Genomic DNA, 17,199 nt, shown 5'->3' with positions numbered 1-17,199 from the left:
GCTATCATTGCGCCATGAATTTTGAGAGCGTAAATAACGAATTAGCCGCACTAGGCTGCAAACAGAGCCATATTGATGCATTCTGGCGCAATTGGTATCTCGGTCGTCCGCTGACACAGGCGAAATTTACTTTTCCGAAGGCGGCCGCTGAAGCGGCTGCAACCCTGGGAACCCGTTTGGCTCAGGTTCTCATGCCCGACAGCGACGATTATCTCGGAGCAAATGGCGCGAGAGCCGTGCTGAGAGCCTCTGACGGTCAGCGGATCGAATCAGTGCTGCTTCCGAGAGACGGAGTCTGCATTTCAACGCAGGTCGGCTGCGCGGTCGGCTGCCGCTTTTGTATGACCGGGCGCTCCGGTCTCGTTCGTCAGCTTTCCGATATTGAAATCGCAGCGCAGGTGGTCTACGCCAAGAGCCGGCAAAAAATCTCTAAAGTCGTGTTTATGGGGATGGGCGAGCCTTCGCATAATCGCAGAAATGTTCTGTCCGCGCTTGACCATATTACTCGCTACGCCGGAATCGGTTACAAGGAGCTGGTCATTTCCACTGTTGGGGACAGACGGCTTTTTGAGGAACTCTCGCATAGGGAGATTAAACCCGCTCTTGCGATATCTCTGCATTCCGCATTTGATGAAAAGCGCCGTATGCTGCTTCCGAATGCGGCAGATCTGACGGTTAAAGAGATTCTTGACTTTGGCAAAGAGTATGCGCGACTGAGCAAATATCCGATTCAATATCAGTGGACGCTGATCCGAGATCTTAACGACGGTACTGATGAAATCGATCAGCTGGCTTCACTCTGGGACGGTCAGTTTGCGGTTCTCAACATGATTCCGGTCAATAAGATTGACGACAGTCCCTATGATCGGCCTGATCCCGATCGGATTGAGGCGCTTAAAGCCGTCTGCAGATCCTTTCATATTCTGCTGAAGTTCCGGGATTCCGCTGCTCAGGACGTGGACGGCGGCTGCGGACAGCTCAGAGCTCGCGCAATGCGCGAAAAACAGAAAGCGGTCCGCGACGGGACCGCTGTGATTCAGATTAAAGATCTAAAGTAAGCGTAACGGGCGCATGATCGCTCGGCCGCTCGTTGGCGCGGACATCCTTGTGGATGACAACGCCGAGATTTTTATCCCGAAGCGTATTCGAAATCAGGATATGGTCGATGCGAAGACCTCGGTTGCGCCGAAAGGCCATCATTCGGTAATCCCACCAGGAGTACGACTTCTCGGGCTGCTCAAAAGCGCGGAACGCGTCGGTGAGGCCGCAGTCGAGGAGCTTTTGGAAGGCTTCACGGCTCTGCGGCGCGCAGAGAACGCTGTCAGCCCAGGACTCCGGATCCCAAACGTCCCGATCTTCAGGCGCGATGTTGAAGTCGCCGAGCAGAACGAGGTTCGGGTAACGTTCCAGTTCAGAGGGCAGCCAGTCGGCAAGCGCTTTAAGCCAGCTGAGCTTATAAGGGAACTTTTCACTTTCAAGTGACTCGCCGTTGGGAAAGTATCCGTTGACGATTCTCAGCTTAGAGCCGTTGACCATGACGCTGACCGCAATAAGGCGGCTTTGTTCATCTTCAAAGCCGGGGATATTGCGGATCTCTTCCGCGGCAATAAATTCATAGGGCTTGCGAAGCAGAGCGGCAACGCCGTTGTAAGTCTTCTGACCGAACGCGTCGATCTCATAGCCCGCCTCGTTTATTGCGGCGCGGTCAATGGCTGATTCCTGCATCTTCAGCTCCTGAAGGCAGAGCACATCGTCTTTGCGGTCCGCTAAATAGTCCAGCACCTGAGGCAGACGCACTTTTAGAGAGTTGACATTCCAAGTCGTGACGGAGAAACTCATTTTTCCTCCAGCAGACCGTACTGACGCAGCAGCGCGTCAACGGAAGGTTCACGGCCGCGGAAAGCGACAAAGCTTTCGATTGCTGGACGGCTTCCGCCGCGCGAGAGAACTTCATCGAGCCACTTTGTTCCCACTTCCGGATTAAAGATGCCTTTTTCTTCGAATAAAGAGAAGGCGTCCGCGGAGAGGACTTCAGCCCATTTGTAGCTGTAGTAGCCTGCGGCATAGCCGCCCGCGAAGATATGAGAGAAGGAGTTGGCAAAGCGGTTGTACTGCGGCGGGAAGACAACGGAAACTTCCTTGCGGACCTCACGAATCAGCTTTTCTACCGTGTCTTTATGCGGATGCTCATCCATGTGGAGCAGCATGTCAAAAAGGGCGAATTCAATTTGACGGACGTTCGCCATGCCCGCTTCGAAGTTCTTGGATGCGACAAGCTTGTCAAAGAGCGCGCGCGGCATTTTCGCATGGGTTTTGACATGCGAGGAGATGGTCTGCATCACGTCCCAGTTCAGCACAAAGTTTTCCATGAATTGGCTCGGAAGCTCAACCGCGTCCCATTCAACTCCGCTGATACCGGAAACCGCGAGTTCCGTCTGACGGGTGAGCATGTGATGCAGGCCGTGACCGAATTCATGGAAGATGGTTTCCACATCGTTGAGCGTCAGCAGTGAAGGCTGAGCGCCAACCGGCGCGGAGAAGTTGCAGACCAAATAAGCGACCGGCGTTTGGATGGCTCCGTTATCAAGCAGACGGCGGCTTCTGAGATCATTCATCCAGGCGCCTCCGCGTTTGCCGCTGCGCGCATACAGGTCGGTATAGAAGCCGGCGATTTCATTGCCGTTCTTATCCGAGATTGCATAGTATTTCACGGCAGGATTCCAAACCGGAACATTCTTTTGCGCGATCTTGATGGAGAACATTTTCTCTACTAAGGAGAACATTCCGGAGAGGACCGCGGGTTCAGGGAAGTACTGCTTGACTTCCTGTTCCGAGTAAGAGTACTTGGCTTCGCGAAGCTTTTCACTGACGTAGCTGTAATCCCAAGGATTGATTTGGTCCATGTTCAGTGTCTGTGTACCAAAGCGGATCAGCTCTTCCATGTCCTTGAGCGCGGCGGGTTTCGCTTTTGCGGCAAGCTCTCTCAGGAATTTAACAACCTGTTCGGGTGTGTCCGCCATTTTTCTGACAAGGGACACCTGAGCGTAGTTTTTATAACCGAGCAGATGAGCTTCTCTGACTCTGAGCTCAAGCAGACGCGTCATGACAGGCGCATTGTCTTTTCCTGCGGGAGAAAACTCAGAGGCGCGGGTCGTATAAGCGTGATAAAGCTCTTCACGAAGTGAGGAGTCATCTGCGTACTGCATGATTGGCAGATAGTTCGGCATGTGCAGCGTGATCTTATAGCCTTCGGTTCCTTCGGAAGCCGCCTGCTGCGCAAAAAGCGCTTTTTCGCCTTCGGGGATGCCGCGCAGCCGATCTGTATCTTTAGGCAGATAGATTGCGAAGTCGTTGGTGCAGTCCAAAAGATTTTCAGAGAACTTTTGGCTGAGTTCAGCTTCTTCAGCGCTGATCTTTGTCATTTCCTTCTTGCCGGCCTCATCGAGTTCGGCGCCCGAAAGCACAAACCCTTCGATTTCCTGATCAATGATTCTGCGGCGAGCGGCGCTGAAGGATTTGAATGCGTCTTCAGCCTTCAGCGCTTTATATTTGGCGTAGAGCTCTTCATTTTGGCCGATTTCCGAAAAGACAGCGGAGATCGGAGCGAGAAGCTCATTGACGATCGCGCGCAGCTGAGGCGTGTCTTCCACGCTGTTGAGGTGAGAAATGGCGGACCAGACAAAGCTTAGGTTTTCCGATGCGTCGTCCAGCGGTTTGACGACATTGTCCCAAGTCGCGGGTTCAGTATTTTGCGTGACGGCGCTGACGGTCTCTTTTAATGTATTGATGAGCGACAGAACGGCCGGCTTAAAGCTTTCCTGATTTAAATTCGGGAAGTCGATAAATTTACTTTTATCCTCAATAATCGAGAGAATATCAATACGATCTGACATTAAATTCTTCCTTACAGGTTAAAACGGTTCTCGAAGGCGCGCATGGTATTGTCTAAGAGCATTGCGATGGTCATCGGACCGACACCGCCCGGAACCGGCGTAATAAAGCCCGCGACACGAGCAACAGCTTCGATATCGACGTCACCGCAGAGTTTTCCTTCCTGATTTCTGTTCATGCCGACATCAATCACGACGGCGCCGGGCTTGACCATGTCATCGGTCACCAAACCGGCTTTGCCCACGGCGGATACGATAATGTCGGCATTTTTCGCGAGTTCCTTAAGGTTTTTGGTTCTGCTGTGCGCAACAGTGACGGTGGCGTTCTTCTCAAGGAGCATGAGGGCCATTGGTTTTCCGACAATGTTGCTGCGTCCGATCACCAATGCGTTTGCGCCCTCGAGCGGGCATCCGACGGACTCAAGCATTTTCATGACGCCGTGCGGCGTGCAGCAACGAAAGCCCTTCAGCCCTGTCACTAGCGCGCCCATATTTTCGACATGGAAGCCGTCCACATCCTTTTCCGCGGCGATGGATCGGATGACTTTCTGTTCGTCAAAGCCTTTAGGCAGCGGAAGCTGTACCAAGATGCCGTCGACTGAGTCGTCTTCGTTCAGTTCTTTGATGAGAGAGAGCAGTTCGGCCTCTGAAGCGTCTGCGAGCAGGCGTTTTTCCAAAGAGGTGATGCCGGTGTCGAGGCAGGCTTTGATTTTATTGCGTACGTAAATTTGGCTTGCGGGGTTGTCTCCGACAAGAATTACGGCAAGGCAGGGCGGTCTCGGCGCGTCAGTGAAGTTTTGGATTTTACTGCGGATTTCCTGTCGAATACCGGCAGCGAGCGCTTTTCCGTCAATGATGTTGGCAGACATAAGTTCCCCGAATAATTTGATTTGAAACTTAGAAATATATCAATAAAAAGAAGAAAGGAAGGCCGAAGCCTTCCCTTTTGAGTTCCTTTAGCGACAGAACATTAGTTCATGTTGTTGTCTTTCAGCGGGGTGCGGTTTGCATTCATCACCACACGCATCAGATCGGCAACCGTACCGGAATTTGTCTTATCCATAATTGAGGCGCGATGCGCTTCAACGGTCTTGATGGAAATGCCGAGGTCGGCAGCGATCTGTTTGTTCAGGCGGCCGCTGACAATACGTTCAAGAACGTGCAGTTCACGCGGTGTCAGCTTGCTGAGAAGTGCGTCGTTGAGCGAGCGCTTTTCAGCTTTAAGTTTGCGCTGACGGGCTTCCTGAAGCATTCTTTCGATTAAGGAGCGAAGCGCTGCCTGATCGAACGGTTTTTCAATGAAGTCCACTGCACCCTTTTTGAGAGTGGAGACTGCCATGGATACGTCGCCGTGACCCGAGATGAAGATAATCGGAATATCGCATTTGCGGGCGATCAGATGTTCTTGTACTTCTAGTCCGCTCATGCCCGGCATTCTGACGTCTAGTACGAGAACAGCGATGGCATTCGGATCGAATTTGGCCAAGAACATTTCTCCGCTTTCGAAGAGCTCAACTCGATAGCTGGACGCTTCGAGCAGCCACTTCAGCGAATCACGGACGGCCTCGTCGTCTTCAACAATGTAAACGACGCCGGCAGTGTCCGGTGAATCCGGAGTAAAGGATTTCGAGGTCATTTGAATCATCATGTACCTTCCACAATAAATTATTTTGCGTTAAATCTGTTAACCGATTGAATCAAATTCAATCACACACCACATATAGTAATTATATGCGCAAATCACACCCCTGAGAAGTATTTATATCGGGGGTGAAGCTATTCTTTACAAATTAACCCGGGAACTATACCTTAGCTAAAACTAAGTAAGGATTATTACATATTTTTACAGGTGATAACCCGAATTCGACTATTTTAACGGATTTCCTAAAAAAATCACCTCCGTTTCCAAAGAAAGCGGGGGTGATTAAATATTAAGAAGCAATTCTTTTCTAAGTTTTCTTACCGGGCTGTCAGCTGCAGATTTTTAGATCAAAAACGAAGACAGTACCGCCGCCCTCATTATCTCTGACTCTAAGCCGTGTGTTGTGCGATTCGGCGATGGTTTGGCAGGTGGACAAACCGAGACCCAGCCCGTTCTTTTTGGTTGAGAAGAACGGTGTAAAGAGGCTGGCTTTCATCGTGTCGCTGATGCCGGGACCGTGGTCGGCGACCTGAAGTTCCACTTCGTTGGCGCCGACTTTGGCGATAACCGCGATGGTTCGGTCTGTGCAGCCCGCTTCCAGAATCGCTTCGGCCGCGTTGCGGATCAGGTTCATGAGAATCTGCATGATCTGTACCGGGTCGCAAAGAACATTGGGGAGAACCTTCGGCAGTTCATAGACAATGCGAATACCGGCGTACTTTTTCTCGATCAGCTTGCCGAGCTCCTGAGTGTCATTGATGACATTGGCGAGCGGCACATTTTCGAGTGTCGTCGGTCTGCGTTTGGCGAATGCGCGGATGTTTTTAATAATCTTGTCGATGCGTCCGGCCTGATTCGCAATCTTTTTATAGATCTCGAGGACTTGTCCGCGGTTGACCTCAGGAGCGTTCCCGATAACTTCAATAGCGGTGTTGGCATAGGCTGTAATCGCCGTGAGCGGCTGATTAATTTCATGCGTAATCGTAGAGGCCATTTCACCGAGAGTAATCAGACGAGAAGAATTTTCCATTCGGTTGGTTTGATCTTCCAATTCTTTTTCGTTGATTTTTCTCTGCGTGATGTCCTGAGCAGACTGCAGCATCACGTGAGAGCCGCCGGGCAGAGTGACTCTGGCCTCTGTAATGCTGAACCAGCGCTCAAGGGAATCAACCCAAACTTCGGCCTCTCGGCTTCCCTGCGGATTAAACGGAATTTTGCAGGCGCGGGAGATCGCCAGGTGGCCGTCAGCGGTGTTGCCGAGCTGCTCGGTGTAGTGATCGTTATGAATCCCGAGCATGGTTCCGGTCGGCTTGTGGCTCACAACTGAAATACAGGACATTACGGAATTCAAAAGTCTCTGGTAGGAAGCGATCGCGTCGTTGGTGAGGTTCATCGACTGAGACTCAATCGTATTGTCCCGCATCATATAGATCCAGCCGATGTGTTCGTTGTAAGACGAATAAAAAGGCGTGGCAAGCAGCAGCACATTGAGCTGTTCATCGTCTTTGCGGCGAACGAGCAGATCAAAGCGGTAGGGAAAAGCTGCCGGATCGAGTTTAGAAGGATCGCCCAGCAGAGTCGCAGGCAGGACTGAAGTATCCGCCCAGAAAGGATAGGGCGGCGTTTTACCCTGCAGCTCATCTTCAGAGTAGCCGGTAATCACCTGAGCGGCCGGGTTGGTGTAAACGATCTTATTCTCCAGATCCGTAATCACGATCGCCGAGCTGATCGAATCTTCGATGGAGCGCCGCAATTCGAGTTCGCGGTTGGCTCGATCCAGATCCGCCTGGTTTTTACGCATCTCTTTATTCAGGAAAAAGAGCGAGATCAGAAGAAAGAGCATCAGCGCGCCGAGCCAATAGATCAGCGGACTGGCAAAGATCAGGGGACTTTCAACGATATTGCAGCCGTAGAGCTGGATCGAGGGCGGCAGGGGGTCCGCTGCGCGGACATAGCTCGGAATGGTGTAGTCATCCGGCGGGTTGTAGGCCGCCCGACCGGCAATTTCCTCGGTTCCGTGCAGCAAGGAGAATTCATAATCGGCTCTGAGAGAGGAGGGCGTTGATTCTTCAAGCAGCTTATTCAGAGAGATTCGGCTCAGGAGCGCATAGCTTTTATCTTCAAGCGTGAACGGGTAGACGATTACCACGGAGGGCGACGTTGAATCTCCCGGCGTGAACCAGAAGGAAGAGATGGAAACTCGGTTTGAGAGAAACGCGTCCGCGATCGCGTCCCGTACAACCTGCGGGTAATCCAAATAGTTGTACTGACGCAGTTCTCTTTTTCCCAAACGGGGGTTCACCATGGATTCGATGCCTTTGCCGCTTGGTTCGATCAGTCGGATCAAAGTGATTTCCGGGTTGCTGTTGAGCAGCTCCCGAGAGAATTTGTTCAGAACCGCCGCAGTATTTCCGTCCAGTTCCAGCCGCTCGATAAGGCGCGCCATGGAGGCGGAGCTGGCGCGAAGACGCATTTCGATATTGTCTGCGACCTTTGCGGTGCTTTTCATCAGATTGGTTCTGAGGATGGCTTCGTTATTGGAGCGGACATTGAGATAAAAAGCCGCGAAGATAACGATCAGAAGAACCGCGATCGCCCAAATAAAAGGGGTAGTTCCGTTCGGTAAGTTTGAATGGCTGCGCAACCCTGCAAAGGAAGCGGTAAAACGCTCTAATAGATCATTGTTCTGAGACAAGTTTTTTTGCTGAGCCATAGTTAGTTAAAACGAACCGTTGGGAAAAGAAAACAGACAAATTATCAATGTCTATTATGACACTGTTCGATGTGCGCAAAGATTGTCCGGTGAATTTGCGTACTCAAACAAAAATAATCTGAGTACAGAATAAGTTGAGTTTGGACCGATACAATAATCAAGTCGAGATGATTGTTAGGTTTTTTAGGATAAGGATATGGACCTGCAGAACGAATTAAAGCAAAAAGCGGCCGCAGCTGCCTTGGAATATGTGAAAGAGGGCGAATACCTCGGAGTGGGCACGGGATCAACGGTTAGCTTTTTCATTACCGAGCTGGCGACTTCCGGTAAACGAGTCAAAGGCTGTGTTTCGAGTTCGGAAGCAACTACCCGACAGCTTTTAGCTTATGGAATTCCGGTTTGTGATTTAAATGACATTGTCGGAACAATTCCTGTCTATGTTGACGGCTGTGATGAAATTGACGGTAATTTCTGCATGATCAAGGGCGGCGGCGGAGCGCTTACCCGCGAAAAGATTTTGGCGGAGGCCTCCGATATGTATGTCTGCATTGCAGACGCTTCGAAAGAGGTTAAACAGCTTGGCAAGTTCCCGCTTCCGCTGGAAGTCATTCCGATGGCAGTGTCTTCTGTCTGCCGTGCGATGGAAGAGCTTGGCGGTCATCCGACGGTTCGCGATATGGTTACCGACAACGGCAATAATATTGTTGATGTTCACGGTCTGCAGATTAAGGAGCCGACTCGTTTGGAGGCTGCGATTAACCAGATTCCGGGCGTTGTGACCTGCGGTATTTTCGGAAAACGCGGTGCGGATGTGCTGCTCATCGGTACACCTGAGGGTGTCCGTACACTGAAACCGAAAAAAGGATTTTTTTCAGGCCGTCAGAAGTAATTTCTGAAAGAAAAAAGCCCGGAATAGTACTGTTTTCGGGCTTTTTCCGTTTTTGAGACCATATAAACGGTCCCGGTTATTCTCTTAGAACTGCCGGATTAATCGTTTAAGAAATATTCGACGGTTGTGACTACGCGGACATTTTTGATAAAGGGCGTGTTTTCGTCTCTGTCCGTGATGGTGAAGACGCCCTGATTCGCCCTGCGGATTTTTCCGAGTTTAGAGCCCGAATCGTCTGCAAACTTTTGGGCTGCCGCCTTAGCGTTCTTCGTCGCTGATTCGATCATTTCCGGTTTAATTTCATTCAGACCGGTAAAACTATAGGCGGTCATGTAGCTGTAATCACTGCTGAGGGCGACGCCTTTTTTCAGCAGTTCGCGCTGCGTCACGGAAAGTTTGCGGATGGTATCTACCTTATCGGTAGAAACCGTGACGACCTGAGTCAGGATATAGCGGTAAGGGCGTGTTCTGCCGTCGTAAGAGTTTGCCAGGGTGTCCTGAACTTTAGGAGACGCGAGTGTGATTTCGCTTTCGTCGATACCGTTGTCCTTAAGAAACTTTAGAACCAGATTTTGTTTTTCTTCAAGCGCATCATAAGCGGCGGCGAGTTCATTTCCCATTTCTGTGAAACTGAGGGGCCAAATAACATGCGTGGCCTTCACTTCTTTTTCGCTCAGGCCTTTGACTGTAACGATTCGATCTTTATTCAGGAAGGCGGTCGCTGCGTCTCCGAGCTGGTTCCCGAGGAGTGCGACACCGCCGATGAAGCCGGCGGCCAAAATAATTGAGGGGATGAATCTGTTGTTCATAAATGAGTTTTCCTCTTTTAGCTGTCTAAAGCGTTTTTGATAGCAGAACCGACAGCGGCTGCAGACATCGGATTCTGACCTGTAATGACTCTGTCATTGACGACGCAGTGGGTTTGGAAATTATCGGATTTTTCAAAATGCGCATGTTGAGCTTTCAGTTTTGTTTCCAAAGAGAAAGGCACGACATTTTTCAGGTTAACAGCTTCCTCTTCGGAATCGGTGAAGCTATTAATCTTTTTGCCATTAATTAAATAGGTACCGTTTGGAAGTTTGATATTGATCAGTCCGGCCGCTCCGTGGCAAACGGAAGCAACCACGCCGCCGTTGGTATAAATTTTTGAAGCGATAGCCGCAAGTTCTTTATTGTCCAGGAAGTCCCACATTGCGCCGTGCCCGCCGGCGTAATAAATCGCAGCATATTCATCGGGTTTAATATCAGAAGGCTTCAAAGTGAAATTAATCTTCTTTTGATAGACCATATCCTGAGAAAACTCCTTGTTCACCGGATCGGACGGGTCGTCGCCCTCAAAAGCGCAAGCGCCGCCCTTCGGACTGACAAAGTCGATTTCATAGCCGACATCTTTAAGAATTTTCCAAGGGTGCGTTACTTCTGAAAGCCAATATCCTGTTTTCTTACCGGTTTTACCCAAATCCGAATGACTTGTAATCACGAAAAGGATTTTCTTATCTCTTTTCGGAGGTTCCTCTGCAGGGGCTAGCGCACCTTTATTTTCCGCCGCAAAGACCGGGCTAGCCACTGCGCCTGCTGCAATTACCGTTAATAGATTTCGTCTCTGCATCATTAGAGCCTGAAAATTAATTGATTTTCCGATTATAGGAATCTCTCAAGCTTTGGGACTTTTAAGGTCCGAAATTGGGACAACACATAGAAGAAAGTTTCATGATTTTGTAACGAATATCTCTAGTTAAAGGCCAAAGTGAGGTTTTAGAGTCTTATCTTCCTTACTTCTTCGTTATTCGCGGGAAGAGTTAGAGTGCATCCTGAATACCCAAAATTCTAGGAGTTATTTTCACAAATAGTCTCATCTTTAATTTAACTAATTGATTTTATGACTATTTTTGGTAATGTAAGGATAGACTTTTTTAACTTCATAGACGATAACTTATTACCTATGAAAGAAACCAATCGCCCTACAAATGTAGATAGTAAAACTCAGGAAAAGCCTTTCAAGAAAACTTGTTAACCCCTATAATTAAAGAAAGGGAGTTCCCGAAATGTCACTTATTGATGATTTTATGAATTCGATTATCGGGAAGATTTGGTGTGCCGGGATGCTCATTGTCGGCGTACCCCTTCTCGGACTGGTCGGGTATGGAACTATTTTGATTGGCTACGAGCTTATACAAGAAATTGAAGATCCTCTGTGGCGCGATTTAACTTATGCCTTGATTTTCGAAAGTTGCGTGATCGTATTTGTTGTCAAAACAACCTATATCAATTGGTTCAGGAAGCATCTTTGGAGGCTTCCTGAATTGAAGGACAAGAACCAATAACTCCTTGTTTAAGTATCTAAAGCCGCCTTTGAGCGGCTTTTTCTTTGGCTAAAACCATGCCGATACCTAAGACCAGAATTTTATCCACATATGACAAAAAACCTCATGCAAGACCGAATGTCCGATGAGGTGTTTCTGTTTTAACTTCACTGAAGCAATTAACTTCAGGAGAGGTTGGCGCGCCAGGCAGGAGTCGAACATATGCAGGAATAAGCCCAGTTCAAAGATAGAGCGTTTTGGATTTATTTTAATAAAAATACTTTAAAAACAAATAGAAATTTACAAAATAAGTGCGTAAAAATTTTCTGATTCGGAGCGTTAAGGAACGCAGAAGGAAGATTTTTGCTATGCTTTATGTGGTGTTTTTGAGGTGTTTTTATGAAAGCGAAAGTCACACTGAAAAATTATCTGACTCTTCCAGACGGTTTCTACACGGCGGCGCCTAATCTGCTTTACGTTGTCAGGGGCAACACGCGACGCTTCGTGTTCCGCTACATGGTGGACGGTAAGAGGCGGGATAAATCCATCGGACCTGTAAGCAAGGTCGATCTCACACAGGCAAAGAGTACCGCCAAAGAGTTTCTTGGGCGACTAGCTAGCGGTCTGCCGCTCACCCAAAGTACGAAGGAGAGACTCGCTGAGGAGTACTCAAGGGCAGAGGTTCCGAGCTTCAAGAGTTTTGCAGAACAAACGATAGAGAAGATCAAAGAGGTGAAACGCTGGAGAAGCAATAAGACGTACGCCAACACGGTCCAGTACTTTAATAGCTACGTGTACCCCGTCATCGGAAATAAACGAATAGATGAAATCAAACGAGCAGATGTCGTGGCGGTTCTCGAGCCGATATGGTCTGCCAAAAATCAGACGGCTTTGAAAATCAGAACTAGGCTTGAAAGCATTCTGGCCTACGCGGTAAACGAGGGGTATCTAGAATTTAATTGCGCGTTGTGGAAAGGGAACCTTGACCAGTATCTTCCGCCGCCGTCAAAAGTCAGAACGGTTAAGCACCACATATCTATGCCTTTGGAGGAACTACAGGAAAAGCTCAAGTGCTTTCTTCCTGCCAACAATCGGACGCGTCAGCTTATTCTCTTCACGATTCTGACGGCATGTAGGGTAGGAGAGACGGCAGGCGCAAAGTGGTCGGAGTTTAATTTTGAAGAGAGAGTGTGGAGTATTCCGCCTGAGCGCCGTAAGGATAGCAAGCCGTACCCTCATAGAGTTCCTTTGAGTGATCAGGTGGTCGAGCTTTTAAATTCTATTGAGCGCAAGGGTGAGTACGTGTTTGCGGTGCGGGATACGCTAGGCAGCAAGTACTCTTTGAGCGTACTTCTTAAACGAATGACGGGGACAACTGCCACAATGCACGGGTTCAGATCAACGTTCCGCGACTGGGCGGCGGAGAATGAGATAAACGACAGCGTTGCAGAGAAGTGTCTGATGCACTCTGTGGGCAACGCTGTCTTTCAGGCATACCAGCGGAGCGACTTATTAGAGTTGAGACGCCCCGTCATGCAGGCGTGGGCTGACACTGTTTTTGCTTTGCAGCCTTTCCGGAAGTTTTGAAAACCAATCGGAAAACTCTTTTTCCGTCCATACCTGGCGCCCCTTCATGTACCGGCCGCCGGGGAAGAACCCTTCACGAATCCAGCGCTCGATTGTCTTAACGTGGCGGCCTGTAAGTTCGGCAATATCGCTCTTCTGTAAAATTTGCTTGTTCATTTCTCATCCTCCAATTCCTTGATTCGGTTGTTCACGTGCGCGGCGAGCTTGACCCAAAACGCCGCATAGTCGCCGCGGGTTGTTGCCATTGCCGATTCACCGATGACTCCCTCGGCTCGACGGAGCCACACGAGAAGCTCGAAAAATCGCTCGCTCACTGTCGCGGCGCCGGGCGACTTTCTGCGGTTCAGATACCACTGAGCCTTTTTCAGGTCCTGCAATTCAGAGGAGCCCTCCTTGTGGCCCGCACGGAAACAATATTTGAGAGCGTTCCCCTCGCAGAACGGCAGGCGCTCGCAGAAATCGATCGGCTCCAGCTTGATTGCCTGCCCCTCATAGTGCTCGGGGTGGTTGATAAGGTCAGTTGTCATTTCGTTTCTCCTTTTTATTGAAATGCTTCTGTCTCATGAGTCTTCCGACTCGGTCTTTGTCTGTTTCTTGGACGCCGTGCGGAATTCCTAGGGCCTCGCGTCTTGCGTGGTCTTCTTCCACGATCTGCTTAGCGGCAAGGAACTCCTTCAGGGTGCGCAGCGGGCTGTGCTCCATGCCCTCTCGCAGTAGCTCAGCGATCTGCCAACAGACATCACGCAGGACGTTGAGCTCCTCAGCGGTGCCCGTATAGCCGTGCGTCTTTCCCTCGCGCTTGCGCTTTACGATACGGCTATAGGCGTGGAGGGCGCAGTAGTGGTCGGCTTGGAACTCTCTCACCTCGGACTCCTGACCAGGCCAACGGCGATCGACCAGCATGAGGCCGCCCCAATTCAGCAAATCTTGGATTTGGTGCATGTGATCGTCCGTTGCGAGTCCTCTTGGCAGAGTGATCTCGACCACGAGCATGATGTCGGTGATGATTTCTTTCACACGGTCGATGTTCTTGCGGGAATAGAACACGCCCGGGTTTTTGACGGTGCGCGGCTTGTATGCCTTTCTTGGCTTCTTGTTCGACGGCATCATTCGTCCCCTAAAATCGCAGTCTTTTTATCGAGCAGAACATCCAGTACTTCACGCTTGGAGGCAAGGCGCTCTTTCACCACCTCGTCCAGTGTCCCCTTGGCCACGATGTAGTGCACGAAGGAGGGGCGCGCGTGTCCTGCCTGAGCCTGACGGACCGCGCCTATGCGCTCGATGATCTGATCGTGAAGCTCAAGGGACCAGCCGCAGGAGAAGAACACCAGAATGTTTCCTCCGTCCTGAAGGTTGAGCCCGTGGCCGCATGATGCGGGGTGCGCAAGCAGTAGCGGGATGCGTCCTGCGTTCCAGTTGCGGATGGTCTGTGGGTCCTTGTCAAGAAGCTTTGCCTGAGGGAACGCTTGCTTGATGCGCTCCACCTCGTGCCTGAAACTATAGGAGCACAGCACAGGCATGCCGTTTGCCTCCTCGATGACGGACCTCAGAGCGTCGATCTTCGCGGAGTGGAATAACTCGAAGCCTTCACCTTCTTCGGAGTACACGGCCCCACTTGCCATCTGAAGCAAGCGCCCCGTTTTAACTGCGGCGTTCGCTGCTGTGATCTCCTCTCCGTTCTCAAGCTCAAGGTACAGCTCGCGAGCGAAGCGGCGGTACTGCTTCATAACAAGAGGAGGGAGCTCAACCACCACGTCATTAGAGATGTTCTGTGCGACATCGAAGTAGTCCTCGGGGTTGACAGTAACTGTGATGTCCTTCAGCTTCTCCTTGATCTTCTCGTCCGACCCTTCAAACGGCCTCCACTCGCACCAATGCTGAGCGGCCCCGCCGTGTGTGACGGGGTAGAAGTACTGCTTTTGGTAGGCAGTGAAGGACTTGCCGAGGCGCGCGCCTTTGTCGAGAAACCACATCTGCCCCCACAAGTCAAGGAGCCCGTTCGGCGCCGGTGTTCCTGTCAGCTCTATGAACCCCTCTGACTGATGGGCGACTCGAGCTAGGAACTTGGCCCTCTGCGTGCCTTGCTTAGAGCGCAGGCCTTTGAGCCGCGTGCTCTCGTCGGCAACAATGAGGTCGAACTTCCAATCGTCTCCGCACCAGTTGACGAGCCAGGGGATGTTCTCATAGTTGATGGTGTAAATGTCCGCGTCTGTCTCGAGAGTCTGGATGCGCTCACGCTGATTGCCGCAAACGACAGAGACCTTGAGGTGCTTGAAATCGTCCCACTTGAGGAGCTCATCGGGCCACGTGCTTTGCGCAACACGGAGCGGCGCAACGATAAGCGCTTTGAGCTTGGGTCTCTTTTCCCTGATGCGGCGAATTGCCTCGAGCGTGGAGGATGTTTTCCCCATACCCATCCCTGCGAACAGCGCAATGCGCTTGCGCTGAAGAATCGCCTGAATCATCCGCTCTTGATAGGGTCTCGGTGTGAATTTCATAAATCCCTCGTCACGTTCACGCCGCCGAAGAGGCCCCAGCAGATGGCTGTCTTGATGCTATCGGTATCGTGGCAGACGAAAACCTCAAACGCTCCTTCGTCCTCGAGGGTGCGAATCATCCTCTGCTGCTGAGGAGACAGGCGCCCCTTTTTGGCCTTGAGTTCGATAAGGATGTGACGCCCGTCACGCATCAGCAACCAGTCGGGGGCTCCAACAGTGCCCTCGAAGCCGAGCTTGAATGCCGTGATGCCGAGCTTCTTGCAGGCTTGTTTTAGAAACAGTGTGTTCTGTCCTTCAGGTGTGGTCATTGGTTCTTCTCCAGCAGAGACTCGATGGTGAAAACAAGAGCTTCATCCAGATGCTTTTTGGCAGAAATAACTAGGGTCGTGATCTCCTTGATATCCACCGAATCGCCGGAGCCTCTTCTAATTGCTAGTTTTTTGATCTTGTTCAAGTCGCCTTCAGCGCATTCGATCGCGTTAAAAAGCGAGGAGAGGTTTAAAGAACGTTCCTTTAGAATTTCAAATAAATCCCTTTTGGAGTCTTTCATGTTTATTCCTTCATCATACGTGTGCCCGCATTGCGGGACTAAAACATTTAGTGATATCCATCCAGTTAAAAGTCAAGAAACCTATGAGACCCATTTTTACGGGGACGACTATCTCTGTATTACAGAGTGTCTGAGCTGTAAGAAGCCTGTGCTTTGGTACAAAGAAGCGATTGTTTGGCCGCTTAAACAAGGAATACTTCCGGTCGAAGAAATGCCGGAGGATGCAAAAGAAATATTCCAAGAGGCTCAAAGCATCCTCAGCCTTTCTCCTCGCGCTGCTTGCGCCCTTCTTAGAATCTCTCTGGAGCTCCTTGTTAATTACGCGGGGAGACTTGAAAATCCGGAAGGGTTCAAAGAAAAGGCTCGTCTTATTGATCGCATTGAGTCCCTTGGTGCCAGCGCCCACATCAAAGAACTTCTTCACGTTTGTAGAGTGATTGGCAATGAATATGCGCATCCGGGTGTTATTAACATGGAAGGATCGGATAACCTTGAAATGGCTCAGATTCTTTCCAGGTTGATAAACCAACTCGTTGAGATTTGGGTGAAGCCCTATCTGGATGCTCAGCGTGCCAAAGAATTGTTGGGTAAGTAGACTCATTTGTTCTCCTCAAGTAGCTTCAGGAAGGCGGAAAACCCTCGCTCTTTGTGCATAACAATCCGTCCCGTTGTGACGTAGTAGATAAAAACCTGCCCGCTCAGATAGACGTTGATCTGTCCGGACTTCTCGAAGGTCTTAACGAGGTAGCCTTTTGCTTCGAGCTCCGCAGTGAGCTTGGGGAGCTCGTGTTTGATAACCTCAGATGCTTTCATCGGTCCTCCAATCAGTGGCGGGTCTCGTTATCAAACGCGTCCAGATATTCTTGGATTGACGCATGCAATTCCTTCAGCCCATGAATCGGGAGCAGGCAGCAGTACCTCTTGCCGTCGGAGTCAACAAACTTCAAGAACGGGGCTTCTGCGTCGCCATTGAATCGACCGAGGCCGAGAGGAAGGATGAGCCTGCCTCTGCCTTGCCCGTCACAGAGGGGTTCAACCTCGCGGAGGGTTTCCGCGGCCTCTTTCGCGGCGTCCTCTGCTTTCTGTTCCAGTTCTTCCGTGGTGTAGTTTTTGAATGTGCTGTACAT

Annotated in this window: 20 protein-coding genes; 5 read left to right on the top strand and 15 right to left on the bottom strand. The window is 50.4% G+C overall.

Going from position 1 to position 17,199, the window contains the following annotated elements:
- Positions 1-14 precede the first annotated feature (14 nt).
- Positions 15-1,058: a radical SAM protein gene (locus E5987_RS00340; protein ID WP_160334096.1), complete on the top strand. Its 1,044-nt coding sequence runs from the start codon at positions 15-17 to the stop codon at positions 1,056-1,058.
- Here E5987_RS00340 and xth read toward each other — a convergent pair.
- The 5 genes from xth to E5987_RS00315 form a co-directional block, all read right to left on the bottom strand.
- Positions 1,042-1,839 carry an exodeoxyribonuclease III gene (xth, locus tag E5987_RS00335; RefSeq protein WP_160334095.1) on the bottom strand — a complete coding sequence of 266 codons (798 nt, stop codon included), beginning with the start codon at positions 1,837-1,839 and terminating at the stop codon, positions 1,042-1,044. The two genes, E5987_RS00340 and xth, sit on opposite strands and share 17 nt — an antisense overlap.
- Positions 1,836-3,893: a M3 family metallopeptidase gene (locus tag E5987_RS00330; protein WP_160334094.1), complete on the bottom strand. Its 2,058-nt coding sequence runs from the start codon at positions 3,891-3,893 to the stop codon at positions 1,836-1,838. Before E5987_RS00330 ends, xth begins: the two co-directional genes overlap by 4 nt.
- A gap of 11 nt (positions 3,894-3,904) precedes the next feature.
- The gene (gene folD / locus E5987_RS00325; protein WP_160334093.1) at positions 3,905-4,759 is read right to left on the bottom strand and encodes a bifunctional methylenetetrahydrofolate dehydrogenase/methenyltetrahydrofolate cyclohydrolase FolD; all 855 of its coding nucleotides are present in this window, start codon (positions 4,757-4,759) and stop codon (positions 3,905-3,907) included.
- Positions 4,760-4,860: 101 nt separating this feature from the next.
- The gene (locus E5987_RS00320; protein ID WP_202074497.1) at positions 4,861-5,526 is read right to left on the bottom strand and encodes a response regulator transcription factor; all 666 of its coding nucleotides are present in this window, start codon (positions 5,524-5,526) and stop codon (positions 4,861-4,863) included.
- 334 nt (positions 5,527-5,860) lie between these two features.
- Positions 5,861-8,245, bottom strand: a complete 2,385-nt coding sequence (locus E5987_RS00315; protein WP_160334091.1) for a PAS domain-containing sensor histidine kinase — start codon at positions 8,243-8,245, stop codon at positions 5,861-5,863.
- A gap of 196 nt (positions 8,246-8,441) precedes the next feature.
- Between E5987_RS00315 and rpiA the strand changes: the two genes are divergently transcribed.
- Positions 8,442-9,134: a ribose-5-phosphate isomerase RpiA gene (gene rpiA / locus E5987_RS00310; RefSeq protein WP_160334090.1), complete on the top strand. Its 693-nt coding sequence runs from the start codon at positions 8,442-8,444 to the stop codon at positions 9,132-9,134.
- 98 nt (positions 9,135-9,232) lie between these two features.
- On the opposite strand, the gene E5987_RS00305 is transcribed toward rpiA, so the two are convergent.
- Both E5987_RS00305 and E5987_RS00300 read right to left on the bottom strand, forming a co-directional pair.
- On the bottom strand, positions 9,233-9,943 hold the full coding sequence (locus E5987_RS00305) for an SIMPL domain-containing protein (protein WP_160334089.1): 711 nt from the start codon (positions 9,941-9,943) through the stop codon (positions 9,233-9,235).
- A 17-nt stretch (positions 9,944-9,960) separates the two neighbouring features.
- On the bottom strand, positions 9,961-10,701 hold the full coding sequence (locus tag E5987_RS00300) for a type 1 glutamine amidotransferase domain-containing protein (protein WP_288319288.1): 741 nt from the start codon (positions 10,699-10,701) through the stop codon (positions 9,961-9,963).
- A 478-nt stretch (positions 10,702-11,179) separates the two neighbouring features.
- On the opposite strand from E5987_RS00300, the gene E5987_RS00295 reads away from it, so the two are divergent.
- Positions 11,180-11,458, top strand: a complete 279-nt coding sequence (locus tag E5987_RS00295; protein ID WP_160334087.1) for a hypothetical protein — start codon at positions 11,180-11,182, stop codon at positions 11,456-11,458.
- Between the two features lie 378 nt (positions 11,459-11,836).
- Positions 11,837-13,024 (top strand): tyrosine-type recombinase/integrase, encoded by a 1,188-nt coding sequence (locus E5987_RS00290; RefSeq protein WP_160334086.1) that lies wholly within the window; start codon positions 11,837-11,839, stop codon positions 13,022-13,024.
- Here the strand turns inward: E5987_RS00290 and E5987_RS00285 are convergent.
- The 6 genes from E5987_RS00285 to E5987_RS00260 are packed head-to-tail and all read right to left on the bottom strand — an operon-like array spanning position 12,950 to position 16,072.
- Entirely contained in the window at positions 12,950-13,180 is a 231-nt protein-coding gene (locus E5987_RS00285; protein ID WP_160334085.1) for a helix-turn-helix transcriptional regulator, read from the bottom strand. The genes E5987_RS00290 and E5987_RS00285 overlap by 75 nt on opposite strands.
- Entirely contained in the window at positions 13,177-13,551 is a 375-nt protein-coding gene (locus tag E5987_RS00280; protein ID WP_160334084.1) for a DUF3310 domain-containing protein, read from the bottom strand. Before E5987_RS00280 ends, E5987_RS00285 begins: the two co-directional genes overlap by 4 nt.
- A complete protein-coding gene (locus tag E5987_RS00275; RefSeq protein ID WP_160334083.1) occupies positions 13,541-14,134 on the bottom strand; it encodes a hypothetical protein in 594 nt (197 codons plus the stop codon). Before E5987_RS00275 ends, E5987_RS00280 begins: the two co-directional genes overlap by 11 nt.
- Positions 14,131-15,522, bottom strand: coding sequence for a DEAD/DEAH box helicase (locus E5987_RS00270; RefSeq protein WP_160334082.1), 1,392 nt, complete (start codon positions 15,520-15,522; stop codon positions 14,131-14,133). Before E5987_RS00270 ends, E5987_RS00275 begins: the two co-directional genes overlap by 4 nt.
- The gene (locus E5987_RS00265) at positions 15,519-15,830 is read right to left on the bottom strand and encodes a VRR-NUC domain-containing protein (protein WP_160334081.1); all 312 of its coding nucleotides are present in this window, start codon (positions 15,828-15,830) and stop codon (positions 15,519-15,521) included. The genes E5987_RS00270 and E5987_RS00265 overlap by 4 nt, the downstream gene beginning before the upstream one ends.
- A complete protein-coding gene (locus tag E5987_RS00260) occupies positions 15,827-16,072 on the bottom strand; it encodes a hypothetical protein (RefSeq protein WP_160334080.1) in 246 nt (81 codons plus the stop codon). The genes E5987_RS00265 and E5987_RS00260 overlap by 4 nt, the downstream gene beginning before the upstream one ends.
- Here E5987_RS00260 and E5987_RS00255 point away from each other — a divergent pair.
- Entirely contained in the window at positions 16,071-16,667 is a 597-nt protein-coding gene (locus tag E5987_RS00255) for a DUF4145 domain-containing protein (RefSeq protein WP_160334079.1), read from the top strand. The genes E5987_RS00260 and E5987_RS00255 overlap by 2 nt on opposite strands.
- A 2-nt stretch (positions 16,668-16,669) precedes the next feature.
- Here E5987_RS00255 and E5987_RS00250 read toward each other — a convergent pair whose 3' ends face one another.
- Together E5987_RS00250 and E5987_RS00245 are read right to left on the bottom strand one after the other, a co-directional pair.
- A complete protein-coding gene (locus E5987_RS00250; protein ID WP_160334078.1) occupies positions 16,670-16,885 on the bottom strand; it encodes a hypothetical protein in 216 nt (71 codons plus the stop codon).
- A gap of 11 nt (positions 16,886-16,896) precedes the next feature.
- Entirely contained in the window at positions 16,897-17,199 is a 303-nt protein-coding gene (locus E5987_RS00245; RefSeq protein WP_160334077.1) for a hypothetical protein, read from the bottom strand.

It is taken from the genome of Parasutterella muris, from assembly GCF_009767915.1.
In the GTDB taxonomy this organism is placed as follows: domain Bacteria; phylum Pseudomonadota; class Gammaproteobacteria; order Burkholderiales; family Burkholderiaceae_F; genus Parasutterella; species Parasutterella muris.
Note: the sequence above shows the minus strand (reverse complement) of the source record. Positions and strands in the feature narration are given on the sequence as shown.

Coding starts and splice junctions, on each gene's coding strand:
- E5987_RS00340 (WP_160334096.1), top strand. CDS start 15: ATGAATTTTGAGAGCGTAAATAACGAATTAGCCGCACTAGGCTGCAAA.
- xth (WP_160334095.1), bottom strand. CDS start 1,839: ATGAGTTTCTCCGTCACGACTTGGAATGTCAACTCTCTAAAAGTGCGT.
- E5987_RS00330 (WP_160334094.1), bottom strand. CDS start 3,893: ATGTCAGATCGTATTGATATTCTCTCGATTATTGAGGATAAAAGTAAA.
- folD (WP_160334093.1), bottom strand. CDS start 4,759: ATGTCTGCCAACATCATTGACGGAAAAGCGCTCGCTGCCGGTATTCGA.
- E5987_RS00320 (WP_202074497.1), bottom strand. CDS start 5,526: ATGACCTCGAAATCCTTTACTCCGGATTCACCGGACACTGCCGGCGTC.
- E5987_RS00315 (WP_160334091.1), bottom strand. CDS start 8,245: ATGGCTCAGCAAAAAAACTTGTCTCAGAACAATGATCTATTAGAGCGT.
- rpiA (WP_160334090.1), top strand. CDS start 8,442: ATGGACCTGCAGAACGAATTAAAGCAAAAAGCGGCCGCAGCTGCCTTG.
- E5987_RS00305 (WP_160334089.1), bottom strand. CDS start 9,943: ATGAACAACAGATTCATCCCCTCAATTATTTTGGCCGCCGGCTTCATC.
- E5987_RS00295 (WP_160334087.1), top strand. CDS start 11,180: ATGTCACTTATTGATGATTTTATGAATTCGATTATCGGGAAGATTTGG.
- E5987_RS00290 (WP_160334086.1), top strand. CDS start 11,837: ATGAAAGCGAAAGTCACACTGAAAAATTATCTGACTCTTCCAGACGGT.
- E5987_RS00285 (WP_160334085.1), bottom strand. CDS start 13,180: ATGAACAAGCAAATTTTACAGAAGAGCGATATTGCCGAACTTACAGGC.
- E5987_RS00280 (WP_160334084.1), bottom strand. CDS start 13,551: ATGACAACTGACCTTATCAACCACCCCGAGCACTATGAGGGGCAGGCA.
- E5987_RS00275 (WP_160334083.1), bottom strand. CDS start 14,134: ATGATGCCGTCGAACAAGAAGCCAAGAAAGGCATACAAGCCGCGCACC.
- E5987_RS00270 (WP_160334082.1), bottom strand. CDS start 15,522: ATGAAATTCACACCGAGACCCTATCAAGAGCGGATGATTCAGGCGATT.
- E5987_RS00265 (WP_160334081.1), bottom strand. CDS start 15,830: ATGACCACACCTGAAGGACAGAACACACTGTTTCTAAAACAAGCCTGC.
- E5987_RS00255 (WP_160334079.1), top strand. CDS start 16,071: ATGTTTATTCCTTCATCATACGTGTGCCCGCATTGCGGGACTAAAACA.
- E5987_RS00260 (WP_160334080.1), bottom strand. CDS start 16,072: ATGAAAGACTCCAAAAGGGATTTATTTGAAATTCTAAAGGAACGTTCT.
- E5987_RS00250 (WP_160334078.1), bottom strand. CDS start 16,885: ATGAAAGCATCTGAGGTTATCAAACACGAGCTCCCCAAGCTCACTGCG.
- E5987_RS00245 (WP_160334077.1), bottom strand. CDS start 17,199: ATGTACAGCACATTCAAAAACTACACCACGGAAGAACTGGAACAGAAA.